We start from the raw sequence: 23857 nt of genomic DNA, 5'->3' as shown, positions 1-23857 counted from the left end.
GAGACCTCCTGGACAACTCACCTCCAGGTTAGATCGTTGTTGAACGCGGGTCAATAAGCGCTCCGGGGAAATCCCACGAGTGCGGCGCCGCCGTGTTCCCACATGACGCTGCGAGATGCGAAGCGCACACTGCGGCGATGCGACAGCGCGCCATGGTGGGTCCCGCGGTTCTCTGGCTCGTGCTGCTGGGGGCGCTCGCGTCCCCCGGCTGCAGCACGCCCACACCGGGGGTCACCACGCCGCCCGTCGAGCCGGAGGTCGAGGCACCGGGAACACTGCTCGTCGACGAGTCACTGCCCGCACCCGCGGCGCGCGCGGCGGGCCCGGAAGCGCTGGGTCGGCCCGTGTTCCAGGCCGGGCACAGCGGCAGCGTGCGCTCGCTGGACATCTCGCCCGACGGACGCCTCGCGCTCGTGGCCACTTACGGCGGCGAGGTGAGCGTGCTCGACTTCGAGACGGGGGACGTCCGCGCCAGCCGCCGCATGTGGGTGCAGAGCGGGGCGCTGCGAGCCCCCCACTTCGACCCCACGGGCACGCGCGTGCTGCTGCACGGGAACGGCGTGCCCTATGCCACCAGCCTGTTCGTGTGGGACCTGCTGACGGACACCTTGGTCCCCGGGGAGACGGGGGACCTCTACTATCTCCCTGCGGCGCACATGAGCCCGGACGGGGCCCTGGTGGTGTCGCTGGAGCCGCCGGGCCTCGCCGTGCGTGACGCCGCGACGCTCGAGGTGCGGCGCGCGCTGGTGCCGCGCAACGAGCGCGGACAGCTCCTGGTACCCACGGAGGCGTGGGTGAGCCCGAGCATGGCCCGCTTCATCGCCGCGCGCGTGCAGCGGGAGGAGCCCGACGCCTCCCAGCGTACGACCATCATCGTCCCCTCGGCGCCACGCCTCGGGCTGTACGACGCCGCGGGCGAGCTCGTCGACACGCTCGTGCCCGCGCAGCCCTCGCCTTCGGCGCCCACGGGCCCGGGTGGCGAGCAACCCGCGTCGGGTACGTCGTCGGCTGGCATGGGCTTCCGAGGGCTCGCCTTTCGGCCCACGGGCGGCCTCTTGATGACGCTCACGGACGCGGGGGACGTCCAGCTGCGAGACCCGCTCACGGGAGCGCTGCGCCACACGGTCGACCTGCCGGGTACCAGGGCCCGTACCGCCCACTGGCTGCGATCGGGCGAGCGCCTGTTGGTCTGGGACACGCAGCGGGCCGACCCCCGTGTCGCGATGGTCCACTTCGTGGACCCTGCGAGCGGTGCGGTGGTCGCCACGGTGGAGACGGGCTGGCCCCTCGAGAGCACACGCGGACCCGATGGCGAGACGCTGGTCTACAGCCTGAGCAGGCTGAGCGCCTTCGACCTGAACGGGCAGCCGCGACCGCATCCCCTCGCGCCCTTCGTGCAGGCGCGCGAGTACGGGTTCGAGCCGATGTACGTGACGCCCGCCGGGGACCGCATGATCTACGTCGACGAGGGAGCCATCCACCTGGTGGACCTGCGCCGCGGCGAGCAGGTCGCCGAGCGCGTGACCAGGCCAGGCCCCGAGAGCGTGTGGGGCGCGCTGTTCGTGCCGGGTGAGGGCGTGCTGGTCACCAACCGCTACCGGGGTGTGCTCTATCGCCCCTCCGGCGTGCGCCGCGTGGACTGCGCCATGGCGGGCGCCGAGCTGCGTGGCGAGGGGCGCACTCTGCGCGTTCACAGCGCCGTGGGCGACTGCGCGCTCGTCGGGGACGCCGCTGCTCCGGCAGCCGAGGCGCAGGAGGAGCCTCAGGCGGTCCGCGACGCGCGCGGCATGGTCTATCAGCTCAGCGCGAACGAGAGCGTCGGGCTGGGCGAGGAGGACGACGAGACCGTCGCCGTGTGGGACATGACCACAGGCCGCCGGCGCATGCGCGTGCCCGTGAGCGCGCGCTCGGGCGAGGCCTGCCCGGACTGCCCGGCCTCGTACACGTTCTCGCCGGACGGGAGCCGGCTCGCCGTACACGGGCCGGGGCTGCCGGTCACCAACTTCGACACGCGCAACGGGCGACGCGTGAGTCGCCTCACGAGCGCAGGGCGCGGCGTGGACTGGCTCGAGTGGAGCCCCGACGGGTCGTCGCTCGCGGTCTTCTGGACGCCCCTCGAGTCCGACGAGCCGCCCGAGGGGCCCAGCGACGACGCTGCGGAGCCGCCGCCGCGCCCGTGGTGGCGCATGACGCTGTACGACGGTCGTGGTCGCGAGCTGGTGAGCGTGGATCAGGACCCCGAGCTGGGCCGCGAGCCGTTCGCGGTGTTCGAGCCGCAGCGCGCCATCGTGGTGTTCGGGGACGAGGTGCGCGTCGTCGACCTGCGCACCCGCGCCGTGTGGTCGCTGCGCGCGGAGCACCCCATCGACGGGGCCGTCTTCCACGGGAGCGTGCTGCACCTGACGCTGCGCGTCGGGGCGGACTCCGCCTCCGTGACCCAGGCGCTCTACGCGGCCGGCGCGGCGACGCCCTACTTCCAGTCGGAGGGCAGCGGCGACTTCACGTCCGACGCACGGTTCCTGTTCCGCTGCCGTGAGGGCGAGCTGCAGCGCCTCCGCGTCGAAGACCTCGCCCAGGTGTCGTTCGGCGCGTGCACGGCGGAGCGCTACTACCCGCGGGCGGACGGTCGCTTCGTGGCCATGCCCCAAGGGGATCACCTGCGCATCGTGCGCGAGGACGGTGCGTCCGTTCGGCTGGGCGCGCTCACCAACGCGCCCGTCGTGGTCGCCTACGTCGTGGACGAGGCCACGGGGCGCTTCACGGCTTACGGCGTGGACCCAGACACCGACCGCATCCGCTACCGCCAGGCGGGCCCGGGCACGACGGCGCCTGTCGTCCCGTTGAGCGAGGCGACCGACGCGCAGGACGCGCAGGTGTTGCAGCGCTTCCTCGAGCTGTGACGGGTTTGCGTCCATTTGTATAGTCGGGTATACAAATGGACATGGTCGCCCAAGTGACCTCACCGGCCCTTCCCCCTGACCCCGTGCCTCGTGTCCTGACGGACACCGCGCGCAAGCGGCTGGCTGGCTACCCCGTCCTCACCATCACGGGGCCTCGGCAGTCGGGCAAGACAACCCTCGCGCGGCTGCTGGCACCCAACCTCCCGTACGTCTCGCTGGAGGACCCAGACACGCGCGCGTTTGCGTTGGCCGATCCTCGTGCGTTCCTACGACAGGTGGGGGACGGTGCCATCATCGACGAGGTCCAGCGCGCGCCGGACCTGTTCTCGTACCTCCAGGGCGTCGTGGACGCCGACCGGCGCATGGGGCGCTTCGTCCTGACCGGCTCGAGTCAGTTCGACCTCATGGCTTCCATCACGCAGAGCTTGGCGGGGCGCGCGTCCATGCTCACGCTCCTGCCGTTCTCGTTGGGAGAGCTGCAGCGGGTCGGCCGGGCCCCGACGACGGTCGACGAGCTCCTGTACTGCGGGTTGTTTCCCCCGTTGTACGACCGCCCGGTCGAGCCGTCCGTGTGGCTGCAGGACTATGTGAGCACCTACCTCGAGCGCGATGTCCGCCAGGTCCTCCATGTCCAAGACCTCGCGACCTTCCAGCGCTTCGTGCAGCTGTGTGCCGGGCGCATCGGACAGTTGGTCAACGTCAGCGCGCTGGCCGCCGACGCTGGCATCACGCGGGTGACGGCTGACGCGTGGCTGTCCGTCCTCCAAGCGAGCCATCTCCTGTTCTTGGTGCGCCCCTGGTTCAACAACGCCACCAAGCGGCTCATCAAGACCCCGAAGCTGTACTTCACCGATCCCGGCCTAGCTGCCTGGTTGCTCGGGGTTCGTCAACCGGGTCATGTCGTCGCGCATCCCCAGCGCGGAGCACTCTTCGAGAACTGGGTGATGACCGAACTCCGCAAGGTGCAGGCGCACACGGGCCAGACGCCCAACCTGCACTTCCTCCGGGACAAGGCGGGGCACGAGGTGGACGGGTTGATCGAGACGGCGCCGGGTCGCCTCCAAGCCGTCGAGGTCAAGTCCGGCGAGACCGTTGCGTCCGACTTCTTCACCGGGCTCGACTACTGGCGCGCAGCACTGTCGGATGCATCGTTCAGCGCATGGTTGGTGCACGGGGGTACCGTGCGCCAAGACCGCAGCCACGTCACGGTGCTCCCTTGGAACGACCTGGAGGCGTTGCTCGACGCCCTGAAGCCATGATGGAGCGCGCCAGTGGCCGTGTCAGCTCAGCCGGGCGTCCACTGCGCGCGACGTCAGCCGCGCCCACGCGGTGAGGTCGGCGGGTGCGGCCCAGTCGCGCCCGATGCGCTCCCAGTCGGGGTCCCCGGCGTCCAGGTCGAGCGCTTCGAGGTAGTGCGTCTCCACGATCAAGAACTGCTTGCGATACGGCAGCAGGTACCCGCCGTGCTCGGCGCGGATGTCGCGTGCCTCGGCGTACGACGCCGACCAGATGTTCCAGTACGCGCCGCCCAGCTCGCGGTGCATGAGCGTACCCAGGTCGGGCCCGGGGTGGGGCTGCTTCTCGGGGTGCAAGAGCGCCTCACCGCTCAGCACGCTCTTGGCGTGGGGCCAGCTGCCGAAGCCCAGCGCCTTGGCCAGTGCGGCCAGGCAGTGACGTCGTTGCAGCGTCTCCAGCAGGGCCTCGTCGCTCAGCGCGTGCAGCTCGGGCAGCGTGCGCAGCACGGCGAGCGCCTCGGGGTTGGATGCTTGGGCGCGCTGCTGCAACAGGCGCGCGCGGTGCTTCACGTTCTCGACGGGTTCCATGACGACTCCTCATTCGGTCTCTCGCTTCCCGCTCCATGAGAGGCGATGGGTTTCGTGACGGTAGAACCGCGAAACGGACTGGTTGAACGAGGGTGCGGAGGCTTTCGGCGGGAGAGGCGCCCCTCGGCGCCCGTGACCGCGACTCTGGTGCCGGGCCGGCGCGAGCGCAAGGGGTGCGTCTCCGTCTTGAACGATGCTCGACCAACGAGGACCATGGCGCTCGTGGACGCTTCGCCTCGCACCTGCGCGACCTTCTTTGCCGACATCGCCGACGTGGTCGTCCCCAGCGCCGACAACGTGAACGGTCTGCCAGGAGAGAGGCTGGCTCGCCGGCTCGCGGAAGCGCTGCGTGCGGCGGGCCATGAACCACGCGAGCCCTTCTGCGAAGACTGGGGCTGGTGCGTGCCCTTTCGCGTCGCAGGGAAAGAGCACTGGCTGGGTGTCGGGGCGCGCATGACGCCGGAGGTGCTCCTCGGTGACGACGTCGCAGCAAGCATGTCGTTGGCGAGCGAGCCGACATGTTTGTGCTTCGTGGAGCGCAGCTGGTCGTTGCGCACGCTCTTCGCTGGGGCGGGCGCGCGTCAGGTCACTTCCGACGCTGCGTTGGCCGTTCACGAAGCGCTCGTTGGGCTCCCCGACGTCTCGGGGCTCCGGTGGCACCGGAAGGCGCGCTTCGACGCGGGTGACGAATCGGACGGAGCCGCGACGCCCGCGTGAACCGTGTGCGGGGGCTCGGGGGCCCGTGTCCTGTGCCCGTGTCGTGTGCCCTGGGGCTTTTGGCCCGTCGCTCGGCGCGCTGGCCTTGCCGACCTGCGCATCGTGGTCATGGTGGCGCGCCATGGACCACACGCTGGCCGACGTGCTCAACCGCAGCTGCGACTGCGTCTCGACGGACATGGACGCGCTCTCGCGCTTGCTCGGGGAGAGCATGCCGGCGGGCTGGGCGGAGTCGCTGGTGGCGTCCCACCCCAACCTGTTCGCGCCGCTGCCGGTGTTCGTGGGCGGCCCAGAGCTCGACGCCATGCGCCGCACGGTCGCGGCCATGGAGCGCGTCGTGGCCCTGCCCGCGTTCGTTGAGCGCGCGCTGACAGACGCGGACGAGGCCACGCGCCACGCGGTGGGACCCAACGGTGGGGCGCGAGGGGTGTTCCTGGGCTTCGACTTCCACCTGGGCGCGGACGGACCTCGCCTGATCGAGGTCAACACCAACGCCGGCGGCGCGCTCTTGCAGCTGGTGCTCGCCAAGGCCCAGCGGCCGTGTTGTGAACAGGTCGAGCGCGCCTTCGACCTGCCCTACGACGTGAGCCAGCTCGAGGCGCGCATCGTCAGCATGTTTCGCCAGGAGCTCGCGCTGGCCCGGCCCGGCGCTGTGTTGCGGCACGTGGCCATCGTGGACGACGAGCCCGAGGGGCAGTTCCTGCAGCCCGAGTTCGAGCTGTTCGCGGCGCTCTTCGCGCGGCATGGCATCCGCGCGAGCGTGACCGACCCCGCAGGGCTCGTCCGCGTGGGCGGGACGGTGTGTCTCGCGGGTGACCCCGAGCCCATCGACTTGGTCTACCTGCGCGCGACCGACTTCCGTCTGGCCGACCCAGGGCACGCGCTCTTGCGCGCGGCCCACCTCGACGACGCCGTGGTCGTCACGCCGCCGCCGCGCGCGCACGCGCTGTATGCGGACAAGGCCAACCTGGCCGTGCTCTCCGACGCCGCGGCGCTCCGCGAACTGGGCGCCAGCGAGGAGGACATCGCGACCCTCACGACCCACGTGCCCGAGACCCACGTCGTGCGCGACCTGCCGCGCGACACGCTCTGGGCCGAGCGCAAGCGGTGGTTCTTCAAGCCTCGCGATGGCTTCGGGAGCCGCGCGGCGTACCGCGGTGACAAGCTCACGCGCCGGGTGTTCGACGAGATCCTGGGCGCTCCAGAGCGCTACGTGGCGCAGCAGGTGGTCCCGCCCAGCGAGCGCGTCGGCCGTGGTGTGGGCCCGCTCAAGCTGGACGTCCGTGAGTTCGCGTACGCGGGTGAGGTGCAGATGGTGGCCGCGCGGCTGTATCAGGGGCAGACCACCAACATGCGCACCGTCGGCGGGGGCATGGCTGCCGTGCTGGGCGCGCGCAGCTGACCAACGCTCCAAGCCTGGCTTCAGCCATCCACCAACCCCTTCAGCGACGCGCTGGACAGCTTCATGGGGCGCCCCGGGACCTCATGAAAGTCCCGTGCTCGTCCAGCTGCGCGAAGGCGTCGGTCAGGAAGTCGATCAACGCGCGCACGGAGGGCAGCAGCCCGCGCCGCGACGGGAACACGAGGTGCACGACTCCAGACGGCGCGCGCCAGTCGGGCAAGAGCGACACCAGCGCCCCCGCGAGCAGCTCGTCGCAGAGGATCATGCTCGGCAGCTGTACGATGCCCACCCCCGCGAGGGCCGCGGCCCTGAGCGCGACCATGTCGCCGGTCAGGAGTCGAGGGGTGTGCGCTTGGGTCCAGCGTGTCCCGGCCGCGTCCTGCAGTTCCCAACGGGGCTCGTCCTGCGGTACGCCGAACGCCAGGCTCGGGAAGCGGGCGAGCTCCGAGGGATGGGTCGGCGTCCCGTGTGCCGCCAGCAAGCCTGGGCTCGCGACCAGCCGCCACGCGCGCTCGGCCAACACCCGCAGTCGCAGCTCGCTGTCCGGAAAGGGTGGGGTGAGCGCGCGGATGGCCACGTCCACTCGCTCCGCGATCACGTCCACGCGGCGGTTGCTGGCCTCGAGCTGCAGCGTGACCTTGGGGTTCTGCAGCATGAACTCGGCCAGCATGCGGTCCACGCCCGCTTGCAACAGCGTGATCGGGCAGCTGACGCGCACGATGCCCGTGGGCTCCGACGTGGCGCGGTCGATCGCGGCTTGGGCGGCCTCGGCCTCGACGCCGAGCGCCTTGCAGTGCTCGTAGTAGTCCGCTCCCAGCTCGGTGACCGAGAAGCGGCGGGAAGTGCGTTGCAGCAGGCGCACCCCGAGCCGCTCCTCGAGCGCTGCGACACGCCGGCTGAGCGTCGACTTGGGGACACCCAGTGCGCGCCCCGCGGGCGCGAAGCCGCCGTGGTCCACCACCTGCGCGAAGAAGTAGAGGTCGTTGAGGTCTTGCATGGGTGTCCTCTCGGGGACGGCGCGGGATCCGACAAGGGACGAGTGGGTGTCCTCTCATCCGGGAGATCGTTCCATACTCGGAACGCTGCGTGGCGAATGGCAACACTTTCGCCTGATTGTTCCATGGATAATCTTTTCGTCACCATGAAGAACATCCACAAGGTCTACGCGGCCCCCGCTCCGCACTGGGTGGGCGACGGCTTTCCGGCGCGCTCCCTCTTCAGCTACAACACGCTCGGTCAGGCGCTCAGCCCGTTCCTGCTGCTGGACTACGCGGGTCCGGCGCAGTTCTCGGCCAACCCGCCTCGGCGACGCGGCGTGGGTGAGCACCCGCACCGCGGCTTCGAGACGGTGACCATCGTCTACGAGGGCGAGGTCGAGCACCGTGACTCCGCGGGCGGCGGGGGCGTCATCGGCCCTGGCGACGTGCAGTGGATGACGGCGGGCGCTGGGCTCGTGCACGACGAGTTCCACTCGGCCGCGTTCACGGAGCGCGGTGGGGCGCTCGAGATGGTGCAGCTGTGGGTCAACCTGCCCGCCGCGCACAAGCTCACGCCCCCACGCTACCAGGCCATCACCGCCGCGCAGATTCCCGTCGTCTCGCTGCCGAACGGCGCGGGGCGGGCGCGCGTCATCGCAGGTGAGCTCCTGGGGCATGCCGGGCCGGCGGACACGCACTCTCCCGTGAACGTGTGGGACCTGCGGCTCACGCCGGGCGGGCGCGCCGAGCTGCGCGTCCCAGACGGGCACTCGCTCGCGGTGGTGGTGTTGCGCGGCACGGTGCAGCTCAACGACAGAGAGGTGCTGCGCAGCGCGCAGCTGGCCGTGTTCGAGCAGGCCGGCACGGACTTCTCGATCGAAGCCAACAACGATGCGACTGTCTTGGTGCTGAGCGGCGAGCCGCTGCGCGAGCCCATCGCGGGCTACGGTCCCTTCGTCATGAACACGCACGCCGAGATCGACCAGGCCATCACGGACTTCAACAGCGGCCGCTTTGGTCACGTCGCGCGCGCCGGAGCAACACACGCATGAAAGCCATCGCCACCGCCGGCGTGACGTCCCAGGGCGTCCCCTACCGGCAAGACATCCGCACCGGCAACCACCAGCTCGTCGCCGACGAGCCCGAGCACGCGGGCGGCAAGGACGCGGGGCCAGCGCCCTACGACCTGCTGCTCGCGTCGCTCGGCGCGTGCACCGCCATCACGCTCGAGATGTACGCACAGCGCAAGGGCTGGGCGCTGGGGCAGCTGCGCGTGGACCTCACCTTTCTGAAGAACCACGAAGGCGAGAGCCGGATCGAGCGCGTCCTGCACGTGAGCGAGGTGCTCACCGACGAGCAGTGGGCGCGGCTGCTCGAGGTGGCTGGCAAGACGCCGGTCACCAAGACGCTGCTCGCGGGCACGCCGATCACGACGACCGCGGGCGCCTGACGGGGCGCGACTACGGCGGTGAACGTATGGGCGCGACACGGTTCAGGAACGCACGCAGGTGCGCGTTCATGCTGGCCGTGGGTTCGCTTAGCGCGAGGCCGTCATGGCCCGCGCCCGGCACGACCACCACGTGCGCGTTCGAGAGAGGTGCCGCGATGAGGTGGGCGTCGCTGGCCGGCGCGCGGTCGTCCTCGGCGCCTGCGAACAGGAGCACGGGCATCTCCGGAGGCAGCCGCGTGGCCGCCTGCGCCGGTGCGACATGATCCAGCTCGGGCAGCGCGAACTGGGCACCGAACAGCAAGGCCGTGTACGCGAGCTGGTCGACACCAGGTGGCAGGTAGCGCTCGGTCCGGCGCGCCACCGCCAAGCGCAGCGTGGCAAACGGCGCCACCAGCACGTACCCCGCCACACGTCGCTGCAGCTCCGCTCCCGCGAACACGGCGGCGGCTGCGCCGAGGGACTTGCCGTAGACCACCACGGGCACACCGGGCTCGCGGGCGCGGAGGTGCGCGACGGCGGCGATGACGTCGCGGCGTGCGTCCAGCCCCAGGTTGTTGCGCTCGCCCTCCGAGTCTCCGTGGGCCCGCAGCGTGATCGCGAGCACGTTCACGCCCAGCGCCAGCAGCTGCCTCGCGTCTCCCTCCAGTTGCGTGCGGCACGAGCCGTTCCCGTGCACGAGTACGGCCGACGCGCGGGGGTTGCTCGCAGCCGCGTACCAGGCGCCCAGCTCCACGCCGTCGGACGTGCGCAGCCGCAGGTCCGTGAAGCCATCGGGGGCAGGCTCTGCGTAGGGCGAGCGCGCGCGTCGCACGAAGAGCTGCGCGGCCACCACACCGGACAGCGCCCAGCCCAATCCCAGCGCGAGCACCACGCGGGCGACGTTCGTGCGGGTGCGCGTGCGATTGGTCCCACGGGCAGGTTCCATCCGCACACCAACCGTGACCGTGCGCGACGTCATTCCCACGGGAGCGCATCTGCTCACGCGGGCTGGCAGACGTTCGTGCCACGGCCTCGCGAACGTCCTGCGCTTGGCGGGTCGGGGCTACGGCTCCGTCGGCTCGGTGCGTCGCGCGCTCTCCTCCTCCACGAGCTCGTTGCCGTTCCACGTCCACACCTCGTGCTGCTCGCTGCTGGGGCAGCACATGGCGTCGTCGGGCCCGAGGATGGCGCGCGCCAGGTGCAGGCCCGCCGCGTCCAGGCCCGTGAGCCGGATGCTGCCGTCCGCGCGATCACCGCCCACCACGGTGGCCAGCAGGTCCGGCCCGGACGCACCCTCGGCGAGCGTGAAGAGGTACACGTAGGTCACGTACGAGTTCCCGTCGGGGATGATGGCCATCCCTTCGAGCGCCGCCTCCTCACGCCCGTCGCCCGTGATGTCGGCGAACAGGGGCTCGCCCAGCTCGTCGTCTGCGGCGAGGTCCAAGCCGGGATAGGTGCGCGTGGCCCAGCTCACCTCGCGCACGCTGCCGAGAGGAGGGCCTGCCTGTGTCGTCGTGGCGCCACCCCCCGAGGTGGCTGACGAGGCTCCGCCGCAGGCGGCGAGGACGAGCAGCCAGGCGGCTGTGGAGAAAGCACGTCGGTTCGGGAACGTCACGAGGCGCACGGTAGCACGCGCGCCAAACCGGGCAGGAATGGCCAATCTCTACGACGTCCGCCTCGGCGGGCAGTGTGACGGGGTCTCCGTCGGCTTCCTCGCGGACGGCTTGGTCGTGTTCTGAGTCTGCGGTCGTCGTCGTCCCTGCCGTGGCAACCCATGCGCAGGGACGTCGACATGCGGCCCCGAGGCACACGGCGGATCCGGGTGCGTCGGGCGTCGGCCCATACGTCCGGGTCCCGACGACTTGTCGCCTTGTATGGGAGCGGACATAGCTGCGCCTCCGAGGGGAAGGACGTGCGTTCCCTGGGTGAAGGAGAGGTGCTCATGGAATCTGATGCTCGGTTGTCTGTGCTGCGTGCGTTCGCTCTGGTCGCGTGGGTTCTCGTCTCACCAGCGATCGCCGGGTGCGGCGGTGGGCAACCAAACCCCGACGGCGGCGCAGGTGACACGGGTCCCGGTCTGGATCAGTCTCTCCCGACCTCGTGCGCCGTCGACAACGGCGGGTGCTCGATCACGCCCTTGGTGCTGTGTGGGCAGGCGAGCGACGGAACCGTTCTGTGTGCGGCCTGTCCCCCGGGGTACCAGGGTGATGGACGTGTGTGTACCTCCGAGTCAGTGACCGACGAGTGCGCGCTCGAGACCGACAACTGCTCTCCCCACGCGATCTGCACCGACACCCCGGGCGCGTTCACGTGCGCATGTGTGACCGGCTTCGCGGGCAACGGCGTGACGTGCACCCATCAGATGTGCAGCAGCGCGGCCCAGTGCGACGACGGTGTCGCATGCACCGTCGACACGTGCACCGCGTCGGGTACCTGTCTGCACAGCGTCAGCTCCGCGCTCTGCGAGGACAACGCCGTCTGCCATCCCACGGCGGGTTGCCTCACGGGGCGCGTGTGCGGGCGGCCGTCCGACTGCGTCGACGACGATCCATGCACCCGTGACGAGGTGTGCGACGCGGTCACCGCGACGTGCACCTTCTCCCTCCTCGACAACGACGGGGACGGCGAGATCCCCCTGGTGTGCGGCGGGACGGACTGCAACGACGCGGACGACGACGTCGGCGCGGGTGCGCCCGAGATCTGTGGGAACGGCAGGGACGACGACTGCAACGGCATCATCGACTCCGACGCCACCGTGGCGTCCAGTCCGTTGGTGCTGCTGAACTCGGAGGCCAACTGCGGTGCGTGCGGCAACGCCTGCGAACAGGGGCAGAGTTGCTTCCGGGGGGAGTGCGTGGACTGCGGCGAGTCCGCTGGCGCGCCCTGCTGCGGGACCTTCTGTGTCGACACGGACACCTGTGGCAGCGTAGGGACCTGCAGCAACGGCGGCACGTGCGAGGGGACGGCGGACGGACCCACTTGCGCGGCGCCGTGCGGGGCCATCGGGGAGGGCTGTTGTGCGGGCGTGTGCAACACCGGCTCCTGCGTCGAAGGCGTGTGCATCGACCCCAGCATGATCACATGTGCGGACGCGGGCGGCCCGGTCGACTACCGCATCAACGCGTTTCGCATCCCGACCCCTGAGCAGGTCAGCCAAGGGATGGTGATCGGGCAGAACGTGGACGGAGTCGGGGACACCTGCGGCATCCCGGACTATGCGGGGGGCATCGACAACTCGCTGATCGAACTGAACGCCGCGCTCCCAGCGCTCTCGCCGGACAACCCCATCGACCTCCAGGCTGCGATCGACAACGCGTTGGAGTGTCCAGCGGGGTCTCCCACATGCGGGCGCTTGGACCTCATCGTGCGTGTCAGGAGGGGTACCGGGTGCGCGATCGTCGAGGTGCTCGACGGGACGGGCCCATCGGCCACCACCCTCGCTGGCCCGTTCGGTGTGTCTCTTGACGGCGCCGGCCACTTCCTTGGCCAGACTCCAGCCCTGTCGTTGGCCATCCCGTACGACACCGGTACCAGCACGGTGAACATTCCCATCGAAGTCAGCGGCGTAATCATCAGCGGCACGATCGGCGAATCCCTGCTGGACGCGGTCATCGGCGGCTACGTCGCACGCATGGACTTCGAGGCCACCTTCATGACGCTGCTGCCACTGCTGGGCGGTGACATCGCGTTCGACGACATCGGGCCGATCCTCGCGAACCTCTATGACGTCGTCGTCGGCGGGCAGTGTGCAGGGCTGTCCACCGGCTTCGTGGCGAGCGGTGTGATCGTGTTCTGACTCGGCTGCGGTCGTTGGTGTCCTTGGCGCATCGTCTCGTGCGCAGGGACGCCCCGGGCTCGCGGCGGATCAGGGAGTGCAGGCGGTGGGCGTGCACGTCAGGCTCGCGCCGTCGGCGAGGTCCCGCACGACCGTCTCCGCTTCGGTGCGCAGCGCGAAGTCGTTTGTTACCGCGCCGAGGTCGACGGACTGCAGCGACAGGCTCTGTTCCACGGGGAGCCTCGCGGCGAGCGCGGCGCCCTGACCCCCCGGGGCGCTCACGTCGCTGAACGACCCGCCGCTCATCGTGAGCGACAGGCCCTCGAAGTCCACGCCGCCGCCGCGCTGGGTCGCGTGCGCGTCCGTGATGACGACGTCGGTCATGGTCAGCATGTTGTTCCGCTCCACCGCCACGGCGCCGCCGACGTCCGCGCGGCAGTCGCGCAGGAGCACGCGGTCCAAGGTGAGCGCGCCGGAGCTGTGAGGGTCGTCGTTGCCGCCCTGCAGGATGCACCCGCCGCGCTCGCCGTCGGGTGCACGCCCGCCCGTGAGCGTGAGGTTCTCGAAGCGCGCGACGGAGGCGCGCCCAATCTGGTCGAGGTTGGCCCACGGAGGAACGACGACGGTGCGGCCCGCGTGAGCGGCGTCCAGGACGACTTCCTCGGGGGAGGCGCCATGACCCCGCACCGTGAAGTCGGTGCGCCAGGCGAAGCTCGTGCCGAGGTCGAGCATGACGCGGTACGTCCCAGGGCACAGGTCGATGGTGATGGGGTCGTTGCCGGGGATGGCAATCAGCGTCGGCGGGTCGTCTTCGCCCGCTGCGGTGAAGCCCGCGGACGAGTAGGGGACCTGTGGGAACCACGGCTCCTCCACGTATACGGGCTCGAACACGCCGTCGCAGTTGGCGTCGGCCCGAGCGGCGCAGTCGTCCATGCGGTGCGGGTGGACGTCGGGGTCGAGGGGTGCGCAGTCGAGCTCCTTCGTGCGCTCGCCCCACAAGACGAACCCATCGCCTGGGTCCTCGCACGCGAGGAACACCTCGGACGCGTAGCCGTCGTCGTCTTCGTCGCGGGCCCAGGTGTCCTCCGGGTCCATCAGGCCATCCTGATCCTCGTCGTCGACGAGCCCATCGCAGTCGTCGTCCACGTCGTTGCAGCGCTCGACCGCGCCTGGGTGACGACGATGGTTGTGGTCGTCGCAGTCGTCCAGGCCGATGGCCCCGTCCGAGTCGAAGTCGCAGTAGTCCTCCGCGTCTGGGGTGGCGCGCGCGTCGCCGTCGTCGCAGTCGAGCCGGCCGTCCTCCGGGTAGGGGACCCACCCGACCGCTGGGCAGCCGTGGGCGTCCGCGCCTGCGAGCGTGCCGAAGCCGTCTTCGTCGGCGTCACGGAGCATCAGCGTACGCGCGCTCCCGTCGGCGCACGGCCCTGCGTCGGCCATGTCGCCATCCGCCAGGCCGAGGTCGCTGGTGGGGGAGCCACCGCTGTCGCACGCGCTCACGCCCAGCGAACACATGAGCAGGATGCACCTCAGCTGGGCGAGTTTGCCCCGATCCATGGTCACACCAACGACAGACGCCTCGACCCTCGACATGAGGGTCAGTGTAGCCCACGCGGCGCCGTGCGGAAAGCTCGCCCACGCTGCGCAGGAAGCGTAGGTGCAGCGCTGTCATGGGGATGTCTGCCGTTCACACAAGAATATTCGCGTCACCTGGGAGGTGTGGCACACTCTCCGTGCCCGTCCGTCATCCCCCCCGGACGGGCCAGGAGCTCATGATGGCGCGCCGGTCTTCCGTCCATTTGCCGTGGTCCCTCATCCTTTGTCTGCTCGCATCCGGGTGCGGCGGAGGCTCTCCGAGCACAGGCGACGCCGGCGGCGATGCTGCGACGGGGGACCAGGGCCTCGATGACCTCGGGCTCGACGACCAGGGCGCGGACGCCGGAGGCTCGACCGACCAAGGTGCCGACCAAGGCACGCTCGACCAGGGCTCGGAGGACTCAGGTCCCCCCGACAGCGGCATCCCTGCCCCGGTGCTCACGTCCCTGTCATCCAGCGCGGCGGTGCCCGGAGCGCGCATCACGCTCACCGGCAGCGGCTTCGACGCCGTGGCCGACAACAACACCGTGCTGTTCGGCGCGGTGGCCGTCATCGTGGAGCAGGCCGCCGAGGGCTCCCTCGTGGTCGTCGTGCCCGCGAGCATGACCGAGGCCGTGGACGTGACCGTGACGGTCGATGGTCGGGTCAGCAACGCGCTCTCGTTCAGCTGGCTGCCCGACGTGCTGCTGGTGGACGCCGACGCGACGGGCAACGACAACGGCACGAGCTGGGAGGACGCGTTCGTCGACCTTCAGGACGCGCTCGCCGCGGCCGAGTCCGGGGACGAGATCTGGGTGGCCGAGGGGACCTACACCCCCGACGCGGCCAACCCCGGTGACCAGTCGCTGTCGTTCGTGCTCGTGGATGGCGTGAGCGTGTACGGCGGCTTCGCGGGGGGAGAAGCGCAACGGGACGCGCGCGACGCCCGAGCGCATCCGACCGTCCTCAGCGGAGAGATCGGCGCAGCGGGCGAGGCCGACAACACGGACCACATCGTGGTCGCGAACGGGATCGGCAACGCGACGCTCGATGGCTTCACCATCCGCGACGGGAACATCACCGACGCGCTGTCGGACGGTGCCGGCATGCTGGTGACCAACGCCTCGGTCGTCCTCCGTGACTGCGCCTTCGTGGGCAACACCATCACACACGCTACGACCACCAACGCGGGCTCGGGGGGCGCGCTGGCGATCCACTCCATGGCCAGCAATGTCGTCGTGGTCGACCGCAGCGTGTTCCACGCCAACAGCACGCGGAGCAACCGCAGCGACCCGGTGGGGGGCACGGTCGGTGGCGGTGGCGCGGTGTTCGCGCGCGGGCTGGGCACGCTGCGCTTCCTGAACTCGGTGTTCGTCGGCAACAGCACCATGTTCGCGCTCCCGCCGGGCGCGCCCTTCTTCGGTTCGCCGGGCGGTGGCGGCGCGGGTGGGGCGATCCTGTTCGCGGGGAGCGACACCAACGACGTCGTGATCGCGCACTGCACGTTCTTCGGAAACGTGGCCATGCAAGGCGGCGCGGTCGCGGTCGTCACCGCCATCCCGAACTTCGGGCCGTTGGGCGACGCGGGGGACATCACCGTCACGCTGCGCAACAACGTCTTCTGGGGAAATCAGTTCCTGACCAACCCCCCGTTCATTGCGCCGGGGACCGGGGTGGGCTCGCAGCTGTTCGTCAACGGCAACCCAGCGGTGGCTCCCTTCCAGGGCGGCACGGGCGTCATGACCCTCTCGCACTCCATCGTGCAGGACCTCGGCTCGACGGGCGTGGCGACGGACTACTCGTTCCCGACCGCAGCCGGAACCCTGGACAACCAAGGCGGCTGCGTGGCTCTCGACCCTGGGTTCCTGAACGCAGCGTCTGACCCCGACGGCGCGGACGACGTCTTCGCCACCGCCGACGACGAGCTGCGCCCGCTCCCCGGCGGCCCGTCCAGCAACACCGCGACGGCGCTCACCCCGCCCGTGCTGGTCGACATTCTGGGGGCCGTTCGTCCCCAGGGCGCCGCCAACGACATGGGCGCGTACGAGGTCGAGTAATCCGCGCGCGCCTTGCTTCAGGGCGCGTCGTAATACTGCGCGTACCAGCGCCGCAGCTGCGTGATGGGGCCGTCCCCGTCGCACAGCGCGGGCTGCGTGCGGTAGCGCTTGTGCTCCCAGATGCGCGCGTCCTGCCGGAAGCCGTGCATGAGCGTGTCCACGTAGTGGTCCACGTACGCCTCCGAGAAGCGCTCCCCGGCGGTGCCCGGGGCGATCATCACGCCGAAGCGCAGGTCCACGTGCTCCTCGTCCACCATGGTGTGCGCGTTGTACATGAGCGTCTGCACCACCGAGTCCATGTCCGTGATCTGGAAGCCCGGCCCGTAGTAGGTCGCCTCCAGCCGGTACTGGGTGGTCGCGTGCTCGCCCATGCCGTGCCCGGCCGAGCGCTGTACGGCGCGGTGCCCCTCGAACTCGTTCTCGAAGGCCACGGGGACGTTCTTGTGGACCGTCGGAAAGTGGGCGACGTCGACCACGTTCTCCAGGATCTCGCGGGAGTGCGTGCGCAGCCGCAGCTTGCCGTGCCGGAAGGTGGTCCAGCGGGTGTCGCCCACCTGAGGCAGGGCGGGGATCTCGTAGTCTGGCTCGCGCCCGCACGGGTCGTAGTGGACGAACACGAGGCCGTTGCGCTCCACGGTGGGCCAAGCGCGCAGGCGGGCGCGCTTCGGGATCTGGCGCGCGTAGGGGACCTCGACGCAGCGGCCGGCGGCGTCGAACTTCCATGCGTGGAAGGGGCAGCGCACGCAGCCGTCGACGACGGAGCCGCCGTGTCCAACGTGCGCGCCCAGGTGTGGGCAGTGTGCGTCGAGCACGGTAGGGAGCCCATCCGTGCTACGGAAGGCCACCAGCTCGCGCCCGAAGTAGCGCAGCGTGAGCGGTGCGTCCGAGGTGACCTCGGTCCCGAGGGCCACGGCGAACCAGCCGCGGGGGTAGCCGGGGAACGCCCGTCCGGAGGAGATGCTCGCGTCACGCGCTGCGGTCATGGGCTTTGCTCCTGCGCTTCTTGGTGGGGGACTTGGGGGCTGCCTCACGCGCGGACGGTGGCGATGCTCCTGCCGCAGGTTGGGTGCCTGCGGACGCGCGCCGGGTCGCGGCAGCGCGCGACGGGGCCTGGGCGGCCCGGGCGTTCCTCGAAGGCGCGTGGTCGGCCGCGATCGCGCTCGCCAGAAAGCGCGCGGTCTGCTCGGCACGGGCCTCCAGCGGGTAGCTCGGGTCGTTGAACCAGTTGTTGAGCAGGGCGGTCATCGCGCCGGCCATCATCTCCGCGTAGAAGCTCACGTCGGCTCCAACCGCTACCTCACCGCGGACCTGGGCCGTCCGCAGCAGGTCGGCATAGGCGCGGTGAACGTCGGCCATCTGCGCCGCGCGAAGCTCGTTCTCCTCGGCCCCTGCGAAGGCGCGACCGAAGAGCAGCCGGCTGGTGGCTTCCGAGCGCCGGACGGTCTGCACCGAGCGCGCGAACCAGCGCACCAGGGTGGGCTCCAGCGCCTCCCCTTCGGCGCTGACCTCGGCGAGGTAGCGCTGGTGCCGTCCCGTCATGCGCCGCGCCAGCTCGTCCAGCAGCGCACCCTTGGAAGGGAAGTAGTTGAAGAACGTCGCGCGGGACACGCCCGCGGCCTCGGCGATCTGCTCGACCGACACGCCCCCGTCGTCGCTCGCGGCCAGCAGTCGGCGCGCCTCTTGGCACAAGCGCTCGCGCACCTCGTGCTTCTTGCGCTCGCGCAGGCTCGGCTCGGACATGTCTGTACTCTAGTCTAAAGTTAGACGCTGGTCTATGTTTTGGAACGAGCGGACAGCACCCAACCTGTGAGCCATGTTCTGCCGCATGGCCGACACGCGCTTCTACTTCTTCGGCGACTCCCTCACGCTGGGCGTGGGTGACCCCCAGGCCCTCGGCTGGGTGGGGCGCGTCATGCGCGACCTCGGCGCGCGGGGGCCCGACGGGCGCGCTGACACGCCCGAGGGCGAGCTGCCCGCCACCTTCTACAACCTGGGGGTGCGCGGCGACACCAGCGGGGGCATCGCGCGCCGCTTCCGCGCCGAGCTGGACGCGCGCCGGCCCGACGGTGTCGCGCCTCGCATGGTGTTCGCGTTCGGCGTGAACGACGCGCGCACGCTGTACCCCGGCGGGCCCAGCTTGCTGCTGGCGGACGAGACGCGGAGCTATGCGCGCGCCATCTTCACGGGCGCGCAGGCGCTCGGACCCGTCCTGATGGTGGGTCCCCCTGCCGTGGCGGATCAGCCCAGCGACGCCCACATCGCCGAGCGGTCGGAGCAGCTCGCCGCCCTCTGCGCAGAGCTCGGCGTGCCCTTCATTCCCGTGCACGCCGCGACGCGAGCGGACCCCGACTACCTGCCCGCGCTCGACGCAGGCGACGGCTACCACCCTGGCGCGCTCGGCTACGAGCTGCTCGCCGCGGTGGTGCAGCGGCACGAGGCCTGGGCGCGCTTCACGACAGGCGCCGCCTGAACGTGCGCGTACGCGACCTGTGAGGCATCGCGGGCTGCGACACGCGTGAACCCGCGGGCCACGACGCCGGACGACCCGGGGAAGCTACCCACCGATCCCCGCGCCAATTCGCGCCGGTTGCTACCCGAGCTGTCCTCGAAGCAGCCACGCGCTGGCCAGCCCCGCCTGCAGCACCAGCAGCGCGGGCACGCCCCACCGGAACGCGGGTTTGCGCGTCTTGTGGCGGCAGGCCCGCATGGCCAACAGCGCGCCGGCGGCTCCGCCGAGCGCAGCCAATCCCAGCAGCGTCCGCTCCCGCACGCGCCATCCACCTCGGGTGGCGCGCCACTTGTCGTACGCGAACACGCACGCGGTCAGCACGTTCACGGCGACCAGGACGAGGCTCAGCTGCGCCAGCACGCGCCTGATGTGCGCGCCGTAGCGGCCCCGAGCAAGGCCCCGCGCGTTCACTCGCCGGGATCGCGACGTTTTCGGTACGCTGCGCGCCATGCACATCGGAATGAACCTGCCCGTCATGGCGCCCGGGCTCGACCGCGACACCTTCCTCGCGTGGTGCCGCGCGGTGGACCAGGGGCCCTTCCACACGCTCGCCGCAGGAGAGCGCGTCGCCTTCTACAACCCGGACATCATCGCCGCGCTGGGGGCGGCGGCCACGGTCACCGAGCGCGTGAAGCTGGCGGCCACCGTGATGGTCGCGCCCATGCACGACCCCGTGCTGATGGCCAAGCAGGTGGCCACGCTGGACGTGCTGTCCGGTGGGCGCGTGGTGTTCGGGGTCGGCGTGGGTGGGCGCGAGGAGGACTACAAGGCCATCGGCGCCGTGTACGACAAGCGCCGCCTGACGCGCATGGAGAAGGCCGTCGCGCGCATGCGCGAGGTGTGGGCCCAGGGCACCATCGTCGAGGGGGCGTTCCCGGTGGGGCCCGCGCCCGTGCAGCCCGGTGGGCCGCCCGTGCTCGCGGGGAGCCTGATGGCCAAGAGCATCGAGCGCGCTGCGCGTTGGGCGGACGGGCTCAGCACGTTCGACTTCGGGCCCACGGCGCCCGTGGTGAGCTTCCAGATGAAGACCGCCAAGGAGGCCTGGGAGCGCGAGGGACGCGAGACCAAGCCCTACATCCAGGTGGCATGCTGGTACGCGCTGGGCTCTGACGCGGACGCCGCGGGCGCGCAGATCCTCGACTACCTCGGGCGCTATCTGCGCTTCATGGGCCCGGGGGCTGCGGCGCAGGTGACACCCATGGTACGCGCCCGCTCGCCCGAGGCGCTGCTCACCATCATGGACGAGCTCGAGGGGCTCGGTGTGGACGAGCTCCTGCTGGTGCCGACGTCCGTGGCGCTCGACCAGGTGGAGCGCGTGGCCGAGCTGATCCACAGCAGATGAGCAGATGAGGTACGCTCCGGGGCGTGCACCTCTCGGGATCGCCTACCCGACCGCCCCGCTCACGCATGCCGCGTGCGCTGCGGACGTTGGGCAACCCCCTCGAGTGGACCGACATCCAGAAGACGATCCTGATCTTCTTCCCTCCCATCCCGTTCACGCTGTTCTACCTCTACCGCGTGAACGGGCTGCTCGCGGATCCCACCGTCGAGCCATACATTTCGCGCCCCGCGCTCGCCACCACACACAGCTTCCTGGTCGGCATCCTCTCGGCCTTCTCGGGGCTGTTCGTCTTGTGGTTCGTCCTGCGCCGCCGCGAGGGCACACACGACCTCTTCGTGCGGGCGGTGATCCACTCGTGGTTCGTGCTGATGGGGCTTGGCGCCTACTTGGTGGGGCCGTTCTCGACGCCGGTGCTGATCGGGTACCAGGCGGGCGGCATGGCCGTGTTCCTGCTGTTCGATGTCCGACGGGCGGCGCAAGGGGGATTGGTCGGGCTCCTGGTCATCGTGGGCACCACCATCCTCGAGCGCGCCGGCCTCCTGCTCTACGGACCGGTCTTCAGCTCCGTCGTGTTCGCAGGCGAGCGCCCCCCCGATGTGTGGGTCTACCTCAACCTCGCGTTCACGGTGGTCCTCACCGCCGCGGTGCTGGCGGGGACGGGTCTCGCCATGGCGCTCGCGCGGGCACGCCAGGAGGAGATCAACGAGCTGCTGGCCACCGACGTGCTCACGGGGCTCGCCAACCGGCGCGGTCTCGAGGACATGCTCGAACGTGAGATCACGCGCGCCCAGCGCTTCGATGCACCGTTGGCGGTGGTCATGCTGGACCTCGACCACTTCAAGCGTGTGAACGACACCCACGGCCACCGCGCCGGGGACGCGGTGCTGCAGGCCGTCGGCGAGGTCGTGGCGTCGCATCTACGCGAGGTGGACGCCGCAGGGCGCTACGGTGGCGAGGAGCTTCTGCTGGTGCTGCCGGAGGCCGAGCTCTCGGGCGCTCGCGCCGCCGCCGAGCGCGTGTGCGCTGCCATCCGCGCGCTGGTGGTGGAGCACGACGAGCACGCGTTGCGCGTCACCGCCAGCGCTGGGTGCGCGGCGCTGGTCCCGGGTCAACCCCGCAGCGGCGAGCAACTGGTGCGCGCCGCCGACGCCGCGCTCTATCGCGCGAAGGAGCGTGGCCGGGACCGCGTGGAGGTCGAGACGGACCCCGCCCCTTGAACGACGCATGGTGTCACCGGTCGCGCGGCATGGGACACCGCGCCGTGCGTCGGGCGGCTCAGAACTCGCAGGTCGGGCTCAAGCAGTACGCGGCGCTGCCGAGGTTTCCTTGGGCCGCGTCGAAGCAGACGTAACCCCCAGGGCAGTCGGCGTCCGCCGTGCACACCAGGCGGCAGGTGTTCGAGTAGTCGTCGCACACCAGCGCGGCCCTCGGGCGGTCGTACTGCGATCGGAGGCGGTCCAGCGCCACGCCCGAGAGTTCGCAGCGCTGCGCGTTCCCCTCACACGAGGTCCCGATGTCGACGGTCGACTCGGGTGGGGAGACGGGGGTCACGCACTCGAGCCGGAACGTCGCGCCCGTCACGGGCTCGGCGCCGCTCGTGAAGCGGACCTGCTGGCGGCGGTCCTCGGTGCAGTCCTCGTTCACGCGGGCGGAGTAGTCGTCGTAGAACCAACCCACGCCCGCCGGGTCGGCACCCGCGCTCCGCTCTTCCCGCGAGGGCGCGATCTGGCGCACGCTGCACACCTCGCGCCCGTCTGGTGTGATGCTGTGCGCCTCGGGGTTGCGCCCACGGGTTGCGTGGTCGGCGCAGGAGGCGCCGCTGGGGAGCGTCTCGAGGATGTTGCACGTGACGTTCCCGAGGCCGTTGCGGATGAGGGGTCGCGGGAGGCAGCTGGACGGGATCTTCGACGCGATTGCGGCGACGATGGCGTCGATCGCCGGCCCGAAGTCCGCGCGATAGTCTCCCTGGGCGGCGTCCACGGCTTGGCAGATCGAGGCGACCACCCCAGCCGCGCCGCGCTCTTGGAGGCCCGCGGCCACTTGGACCAAGCGCCGTGGTGGGTAGGCGTCGTTCCGTAGGAACTCGTTCGAGGGAGCTTCGGGGTTCGGTCGCGTGCACCCCGGGACGAGGTCGTCTCCGAACGAGGTGGGCCGCTCTTCCATGGAGGGATCGGCCAGCATGCCCGCGTAGTCGTGCTCGAGCACCGGCACACCGTTGTGAACCACCTGCTCGCTGTTCGTGTCCACCACCTCTGGGGCGATACCTCCGAGCAACGCGAAGATCAGCCTACCTTCCGCCTCGGGGCGCAGCGCGAGCAGGCCATCCACGTAGCGCGCGATCGGGTGCTGCGCCTGGCGATGGGCGGAGCACTGTCGCTTCCGCGCCTGCCGTCGTATGCCCTGCCCATCGATGAAGGTCGGCACGGGGTACACGGAGTCCTCGGACACATCGTACAGGTCGATGTCTTCGCTCGAGCAGTCGTCCTCGTCCGTGACCACGACGATGGCGAGCAGCGAGTTCGGTCGCACGAAGCCTTCGCGCGTCCCGTCACCGCGGTCCACGGCGTTCTCGGTGTCGCCATGACCCGGCGTGTTGCTCACCTCGACACCGCCGCGTGTCCGCCGAAACGTGATGTCCGACGTCGAGGGCGTGAGCGCCTTGAGCACGGCCTCGAGCTGCTGCTCGAACGCGCACCCGTCGCTGCCGGTGTCCGCCAGGCATCCCACGCTGTCCGCGAACGCGGTCGGGTCGTCGGTGGTCGAAGCGAAGTCGAGGAATCGGGGGTAGGCGTCGTCGCAGGTCGCGTCGCCGCCTCGGTGCATCGTCAACAACAGCCCGTCGTCACCTTCTGGCGTGCCGCAGAGCAGCTCGACGTCGGTGTCGACGCCTCCGACGCCCATGTCACTCGTGATCACGCCGACACGGAGGCTCGCCACAGGCTCGAACGTGGCACCATCTGGCAGCTGACCTGTCGCCAAGATCGTCACGAGGCGGGGGATCTCCGAGATCAGCGCGGACTGCTCCTCCCTCATCGAGGCAGAGTTGTCCACGAGGAACAGCAGGTCGATCTGGTCGACGCTGGTGATGTCGACCTCCTGCACGACGCCGGACTGCGTGCACGGCACGATGGCGCGCAGAGGGCGATCCAGGCACCCCAGTAGACAAAAGAGCGCTATGGTCGCGGGAGCAAGGATGGTGGCGCGCGTGAGCATGGACGGTTTCCCCTTTTCGAACGGTGCGCAGGGACAGGACCCCGACGGCCCTCGTTCGGCTCAGCCTCTCGTGCGCGCACCGACGCTCCCTCGAACGTCGAAAACGCGTGAGCCGTTTTTTGCCCCTCGGGGTCCATCCAT

The 23857-nt window shown here is 70.5% G+C and carries 20 protein-coding genes; 11 read left to right on the top strand and 9 right to left on the bottom strand.

Annotation, left to right across the window (positions count from 1 at the left end; all coding sequences use genetic code 11):
- Window positions 1–137 precede the first annotated feature (137 nt).
- Entirely contained in the window at window positions 138–2900 is a 2763-nt protein-coding gene (locus H6726_02680) for a hypothetical protein (protein ID MCB9656529.1), read from the top strand.
- A 41-nt stretch (window positions 2901–2941) separates the two neighbouring features.
- Window positions 2942–4159, top strand: coding sequence for an ATP-binding protein (locus H6726_02675; protein ID MCB9656528.1), 1218 nt, complete (start codon window positions 2942–2944; stop codon window positions 4157–4159).
- Between the two features lie 21 nt (window positions 4160–4180).
- Here the strand turns inward: H6726_02675 and H6726_02670 are convergent, their stop codons facing one another.
- A complete protein-coding gene (locus H6726_02670; protein ID MCB9656527.1) occupies window positions 4181–4723 on the bottom strand; it encodes a hypothetical protein in 543 nt (180 codons plus the stop codon).
- A 213-nt stretch (window positions 4724–4936) separates the two neighbouring features.
- Here H6726_02670 and H6726_02665 point away from each other — a divergent pair, with 213 nt between their 5' ends.
- Window positions 4937–5440 (top strand): hypothetical protein, encoded by a 504-nt coding sequence (locus H6726_02665; protein MCB9656526.1) that lies wholly within the window; start codon window positions 4937–4939, stop codon window positions 5438–5440.
- Window positions 5441–5561: 121 nt separating this feature from the next.
- Window positions 5562–6842, top strand: a complete 1281-nt coding sequence (locus H6726_02660) for a hypothetical protein (GenBank protein MCB9656525.1) — start codon at window positions 5562–5564, stop codon at window positions 6840–6842.
- 61 nt (window positions 6843–6903) lie between these two features.
- Here H6726_02660 and H6726_02655 read toward each other — a convergent pair whose 3' ends face one another.
- The gene (locus H6726_02655; GenBank protein ID MCB9656524.1) at window positions 6904–7839 is read right to left on the bottom strand and encodes a LysR family transcriptional regulator; all 936 of its coding nucleotides are present in this window, start codon (window positions 7837–7839) and stop codon (window positions 6904–6906) included.
- A gap of 144 nt (window positions 7840–7983) precedes the next feature.
- On the opposite strand from H6726_02655, the gene H6726_02650 reads away from it, so the two are divergent.
- A complete protein-coding gene (locus H6726_02650) occupies window positions 7984–8871 on the top strand; it encodes a pirin family protein (GenBank protein ID MCB9656523.1) in 888 nt (295 codons plus the stop codon).
- Window positions 8868–9269: an OsmC family protein gene (locus tag H6726_02645; GenBank protein ID MCB9656522.1), complete on the top strand. Its 402-nt coding sequence runs from the start codon at window positions 8868–8870 to the stop codon at window positions 9267–9269. The genes H6726_02650 and H6726_02645 overlap by 4 nt, the downstream gene beginning before the upstream one ends.
- Before the next feature lie 10 nt (window positions 9270–9279).
- Here the strand turns inward: H6726_02645 and H6726_02640 are convergent, their stop codons facing one another.
- Together H6726_02640 and H6726_02635 are read right to left on the bottom strand one after the other, a co-directional pair.
- Window positions 9280–10194 carry an alpha/beta hydrolase gene (locus tag H6726_02640; protein MCB9656521.1) on the bottom strand — a complete coding sequence of 305 codons (915 nt, stop codon included), beginning with the start codon at window positions 10192–10194 and terminating at the stop codon, window positions 9280–9282.
- 117 nt (window positions 10195–10311) lie between these two features.
- The gene (locus H6726_02635) at window positions 10312–10863 is read right to left on the bottom strand and encodes a hypothetical protein (protein ID MCB9656520.1); all 552 of its coding nucleotides are present in this window, start codon (window positions 10861–10863) and stop codon (window positions 10312–10314) included.
- Window positions 10864–11481: 618 nt separating this feature from the next.
- Between H6726_02635 and H6726_02630 the strand changes: the two genes are divergently transcribed.
- Complete coding sequence (locus tag H6726_02630) at window positions 11482–13044, top strand: hypothetical protein (protein ID MCB9656519.1); 1563 nt, start codon at window positions 11482–11484, stop codon at window positions 13042–13044.
- A gap of 69 nt (window positions 13045–13113) precedes the next feature.
- On the opposite strand, the gene H6726_02625 is transcribed toward H6726_02630, so the two are convergent.
- Complete coding sequence (locus tag H6726_02625) at window positions 13114–14577, bottom strand: hypothetical protein (GenBank protein ID MCB9656518.1); 1464 nt, start codon at window positions 14575–14577, stop codon at window positions 13114–13116.
- Between the two features lie 218 nt (window positions 14578–14795).
- Between H6726_02625 and H6726_02620 the strand changes: the two genes are divergently transcribed.
- The gene (locus H6726_02620; GenBank protein ID MCB9656517.1) at window positions 14796–16652 is read left to right on the top strand and encodes an IPT/TIG domain-containing protein; all 1857 of its coding nucleotides are present in this window, start codon (window positions 14796–14798) and stop codon (window positions 16650–16652) included.
- 17 nt (window positions 16653–16669) lie between these two features.
- Here the strand turns inward: H6726_02620 and H6726_02615 are convergent, their stop codons facing one another.
- Window positions 16670–17635 (bottom strand): Rieske 2Fe-2S domain-containing protein, encoded by a 966-nt coding sequence (locus H6726_02615; protein MCB9656516.1) that lies wholly within the window; start codon window positions 17633–17635, stop codon window positions 16670–16672.
- Entirely contained in the window at window positions 17619–18392 is a 774-nt protein-coding gene (locus H6726_02610) for a TetR/AcrR family transcriptional regulator (protein ID MCB9656515.1), read from the bottom strand. The genes H6726_02615 and H6726_02610 overlap by 17 nt, the downstream gene beginning before the upstream one ends.
- An 85-nt stretch (window positions 18393–18477) precedes the next feature.
- On the opposite strand from H6726_02610, the gene H6726_02605 reads away from it, so the two are divergent.
- Entirely contained in the window at window positions 18478–19122 is a 645-nt protein-coding gene (locus tag H6726_02605; GenBank protein ID MCB9656514.1) for a GDSL family lipase, read from the top strand.
- Window positions 19123–19242: 120 nt separating this feature from the next.
- Here H6726_02605 and H6726_02600 read toward each other — a convergent pair whose 3' ends face one another.
- On the bottom strand, window positions 19243–19611 hold the full coding sequence (locus H6726_02600; protein ID MCB9656513.1) for a DUF1294 domain-containing protein: 369 nt from the start codon (window positions 19609–19611) through the stop codon (window positions 19243–19245).
- Between H6726_02600 and H6726_02595 the strand changes: the two genes are divergently transcribed.
- Window positions 19610–20503 (top strand): LLM class flavin-dependent oxidoreductase, encoded by an 894-nt coding sequence (locus H6726_02595; protein ID MCB9656512.1) that lies wholly within the window; start codon window positions 19610–19612, stop codon window positions 20501–20503. The two genes, H6726_02600 and H6726_02595, sit on opposite strands and share 2 nt — an antisense overlap.
- A 23-nt stretch (window positions 20504–20526) precedes the next feature.
- Complete coding sequence (locus H6726_02590; protein ID MCB9656511.1) at window positions 20527–21720, top strand: GGDEF domain-containing protein; 1194 nt, start codon at window positions 20527–20529, stop codon at window positions 21718–21720.
- Window positions 21721–21778: 58 nt separating this feature from the next.
- Here H6726_02590 and H6726_02585 read toward each other — a convergent pair whose 3' ends face one another.
- Complete coding sequence (locus H6726_02585; protein MCB9656510.1) at window positions 21779–23716, bottom strand: hypothetical protein; 1938 nt, start codon at window positions 23714–23716, stop codon at window positions 21779–21781.
- Window positions 23717–23857 lie beyond the last annotated feature (141 nt).

This window comes from Sandaracinaceae bacterium (assembly GCA_020633055.1).
Lineage (GTDB): Bacteria > Myxococcota_A > Polyangia > Polyangiales > Houyiibacteriaceae > JADJJE01.
The sequence above is the reverse complement of the archived record's forward strand: the minus strand, read 5'-3'. Positions and strand labels throughout refer to the sequence as shown.

What these genes read in the sequence shown, in the direction of transcription:
- H6726_02615 (MCB9656516.1), bottom strand. Translation starts at nt 17,635, where the DNA reads ATGACCGCAGCGCGTGACGCGAGCATCTCCTCCGGACGGGCGTTCCCC.
- H6726_02660 (MCB9656525.1), top strand. Translation starts at nt 5,562, where the DNA reads ATGGACCACACGCTGGCCGACGTGCTCAACCGCAGCTGCGACTGCGTC.
- H6726_02650 (MCB9656523.1), top strand. Translation starts at nt 7,984, where the DNA reads ATGAAGAACATCCACAAGGTCTACGCGGCCCCCGCTCCGCACTGGGTG.
- H6726_02600 (MCB9656513.1), bottom strand. Translation starts at nt 19,611, where the DNA reads ATGGCGCGCAGCGTACCGAAAACGTCGCGATCCCGGCGAGTGAACGCG.
- H6726_02595 (MCB9656512.1), top strand. Translation starts at nt 19,610, where the DNA reads ATGCACATCGGAATGAACCTGCCCGTCATGGCGCCCGGGCTCGACCGC.
- H6726_02655 (MCB9656524.1), bottom strand. Translation starts at nt 7,839, where the DNA reads ATGCAAGACCTCAACGACCTCTACTTCTTCGCGCAGGTGGTGGACCAC.
- H6726_02670 (MCB9656527.1), bottom strand. Translation starts at nt 4,723, where the DNA reads ATGGAACCCGTCGAGAACGTGAAGCACCGCGCGCGCCTGTTGCAGCAG.
- H6726_02680 (MCB9656529.1), top strand. Translation starts at nt 138, where the DNA reads ATGCGACAGCGCGCCATGGTGGGTCCCGCGGTTCTCTGGCTCGTGCTG.
- H6726_02640 (MCB9656521.1), bottom strand. Translation starts at nt 10,194, where the DNA reads ATGGAACCTGCCCGTGGGACCAATCGCACGCGCACCCGCACGAACGTC.
- H6726_02585 (MCB9656510.1), bottom strand. Translation starts at nt 23,716, where the DNA reads ATGCTCACGCGCGCCACCATCCTTGCTCCCGCGACCATAGCGCTCTTT.
- H6726_02665 (MCB9656526.1), top strand. Translation starts at nt 4,937, where the DNA reads ATGGCGCTCGTGGACGCTTCGCCTCGCACCTGCGCGACCTTCTTTGCC.
- H6726_02645 (MCB9656522.1), top strand. Translation starts at nt 8,868, where the DNA reads ATGAAAGCCATCGCCACCGCCGGCGTGACGTCCCAGGGCGTCCCCTAC.
- H6726_02620 (MCB9656517.1), top strand. Translation starts at nt 14,796, where the DNA reads ATGGCGCGCCGGTCTTCCGTCCATTTGCCGTGGTCCCTCATCCTTTGT.
- H6726_02605 (MCB9656514.1), top strand. Translation starts at nt 18,478, where the DNA reads ATGGCCGACACGCGCTTCTACTTCTTCGGCGACTCCCTCACGCTGGGC.
- H6726_02610 (MCB9656515.1), bottom strand. Translation starts at nt 18,392, where the DNA reads ATGTCCGAGCCGAGCCTGCGCGAGCGCAAGAAGCACGAGGTGCGCGAG.
- H6726_02625 (MCB9656518.1), bottom strand. Translation starts at nt 14,577, where the DNA reads ATGGATCGGGGCAAACTCGCCCAGCTGAGGTGCATCCTGCTCATGTGT.
- H6726_02675 (MCB9656528.1), top strand. Translation starts at nt 2,942, where the DNA reads ATGGTCGCCCAAGTGACCTCACCGGCCCTTCCCCCTGACCCCGTGCCT.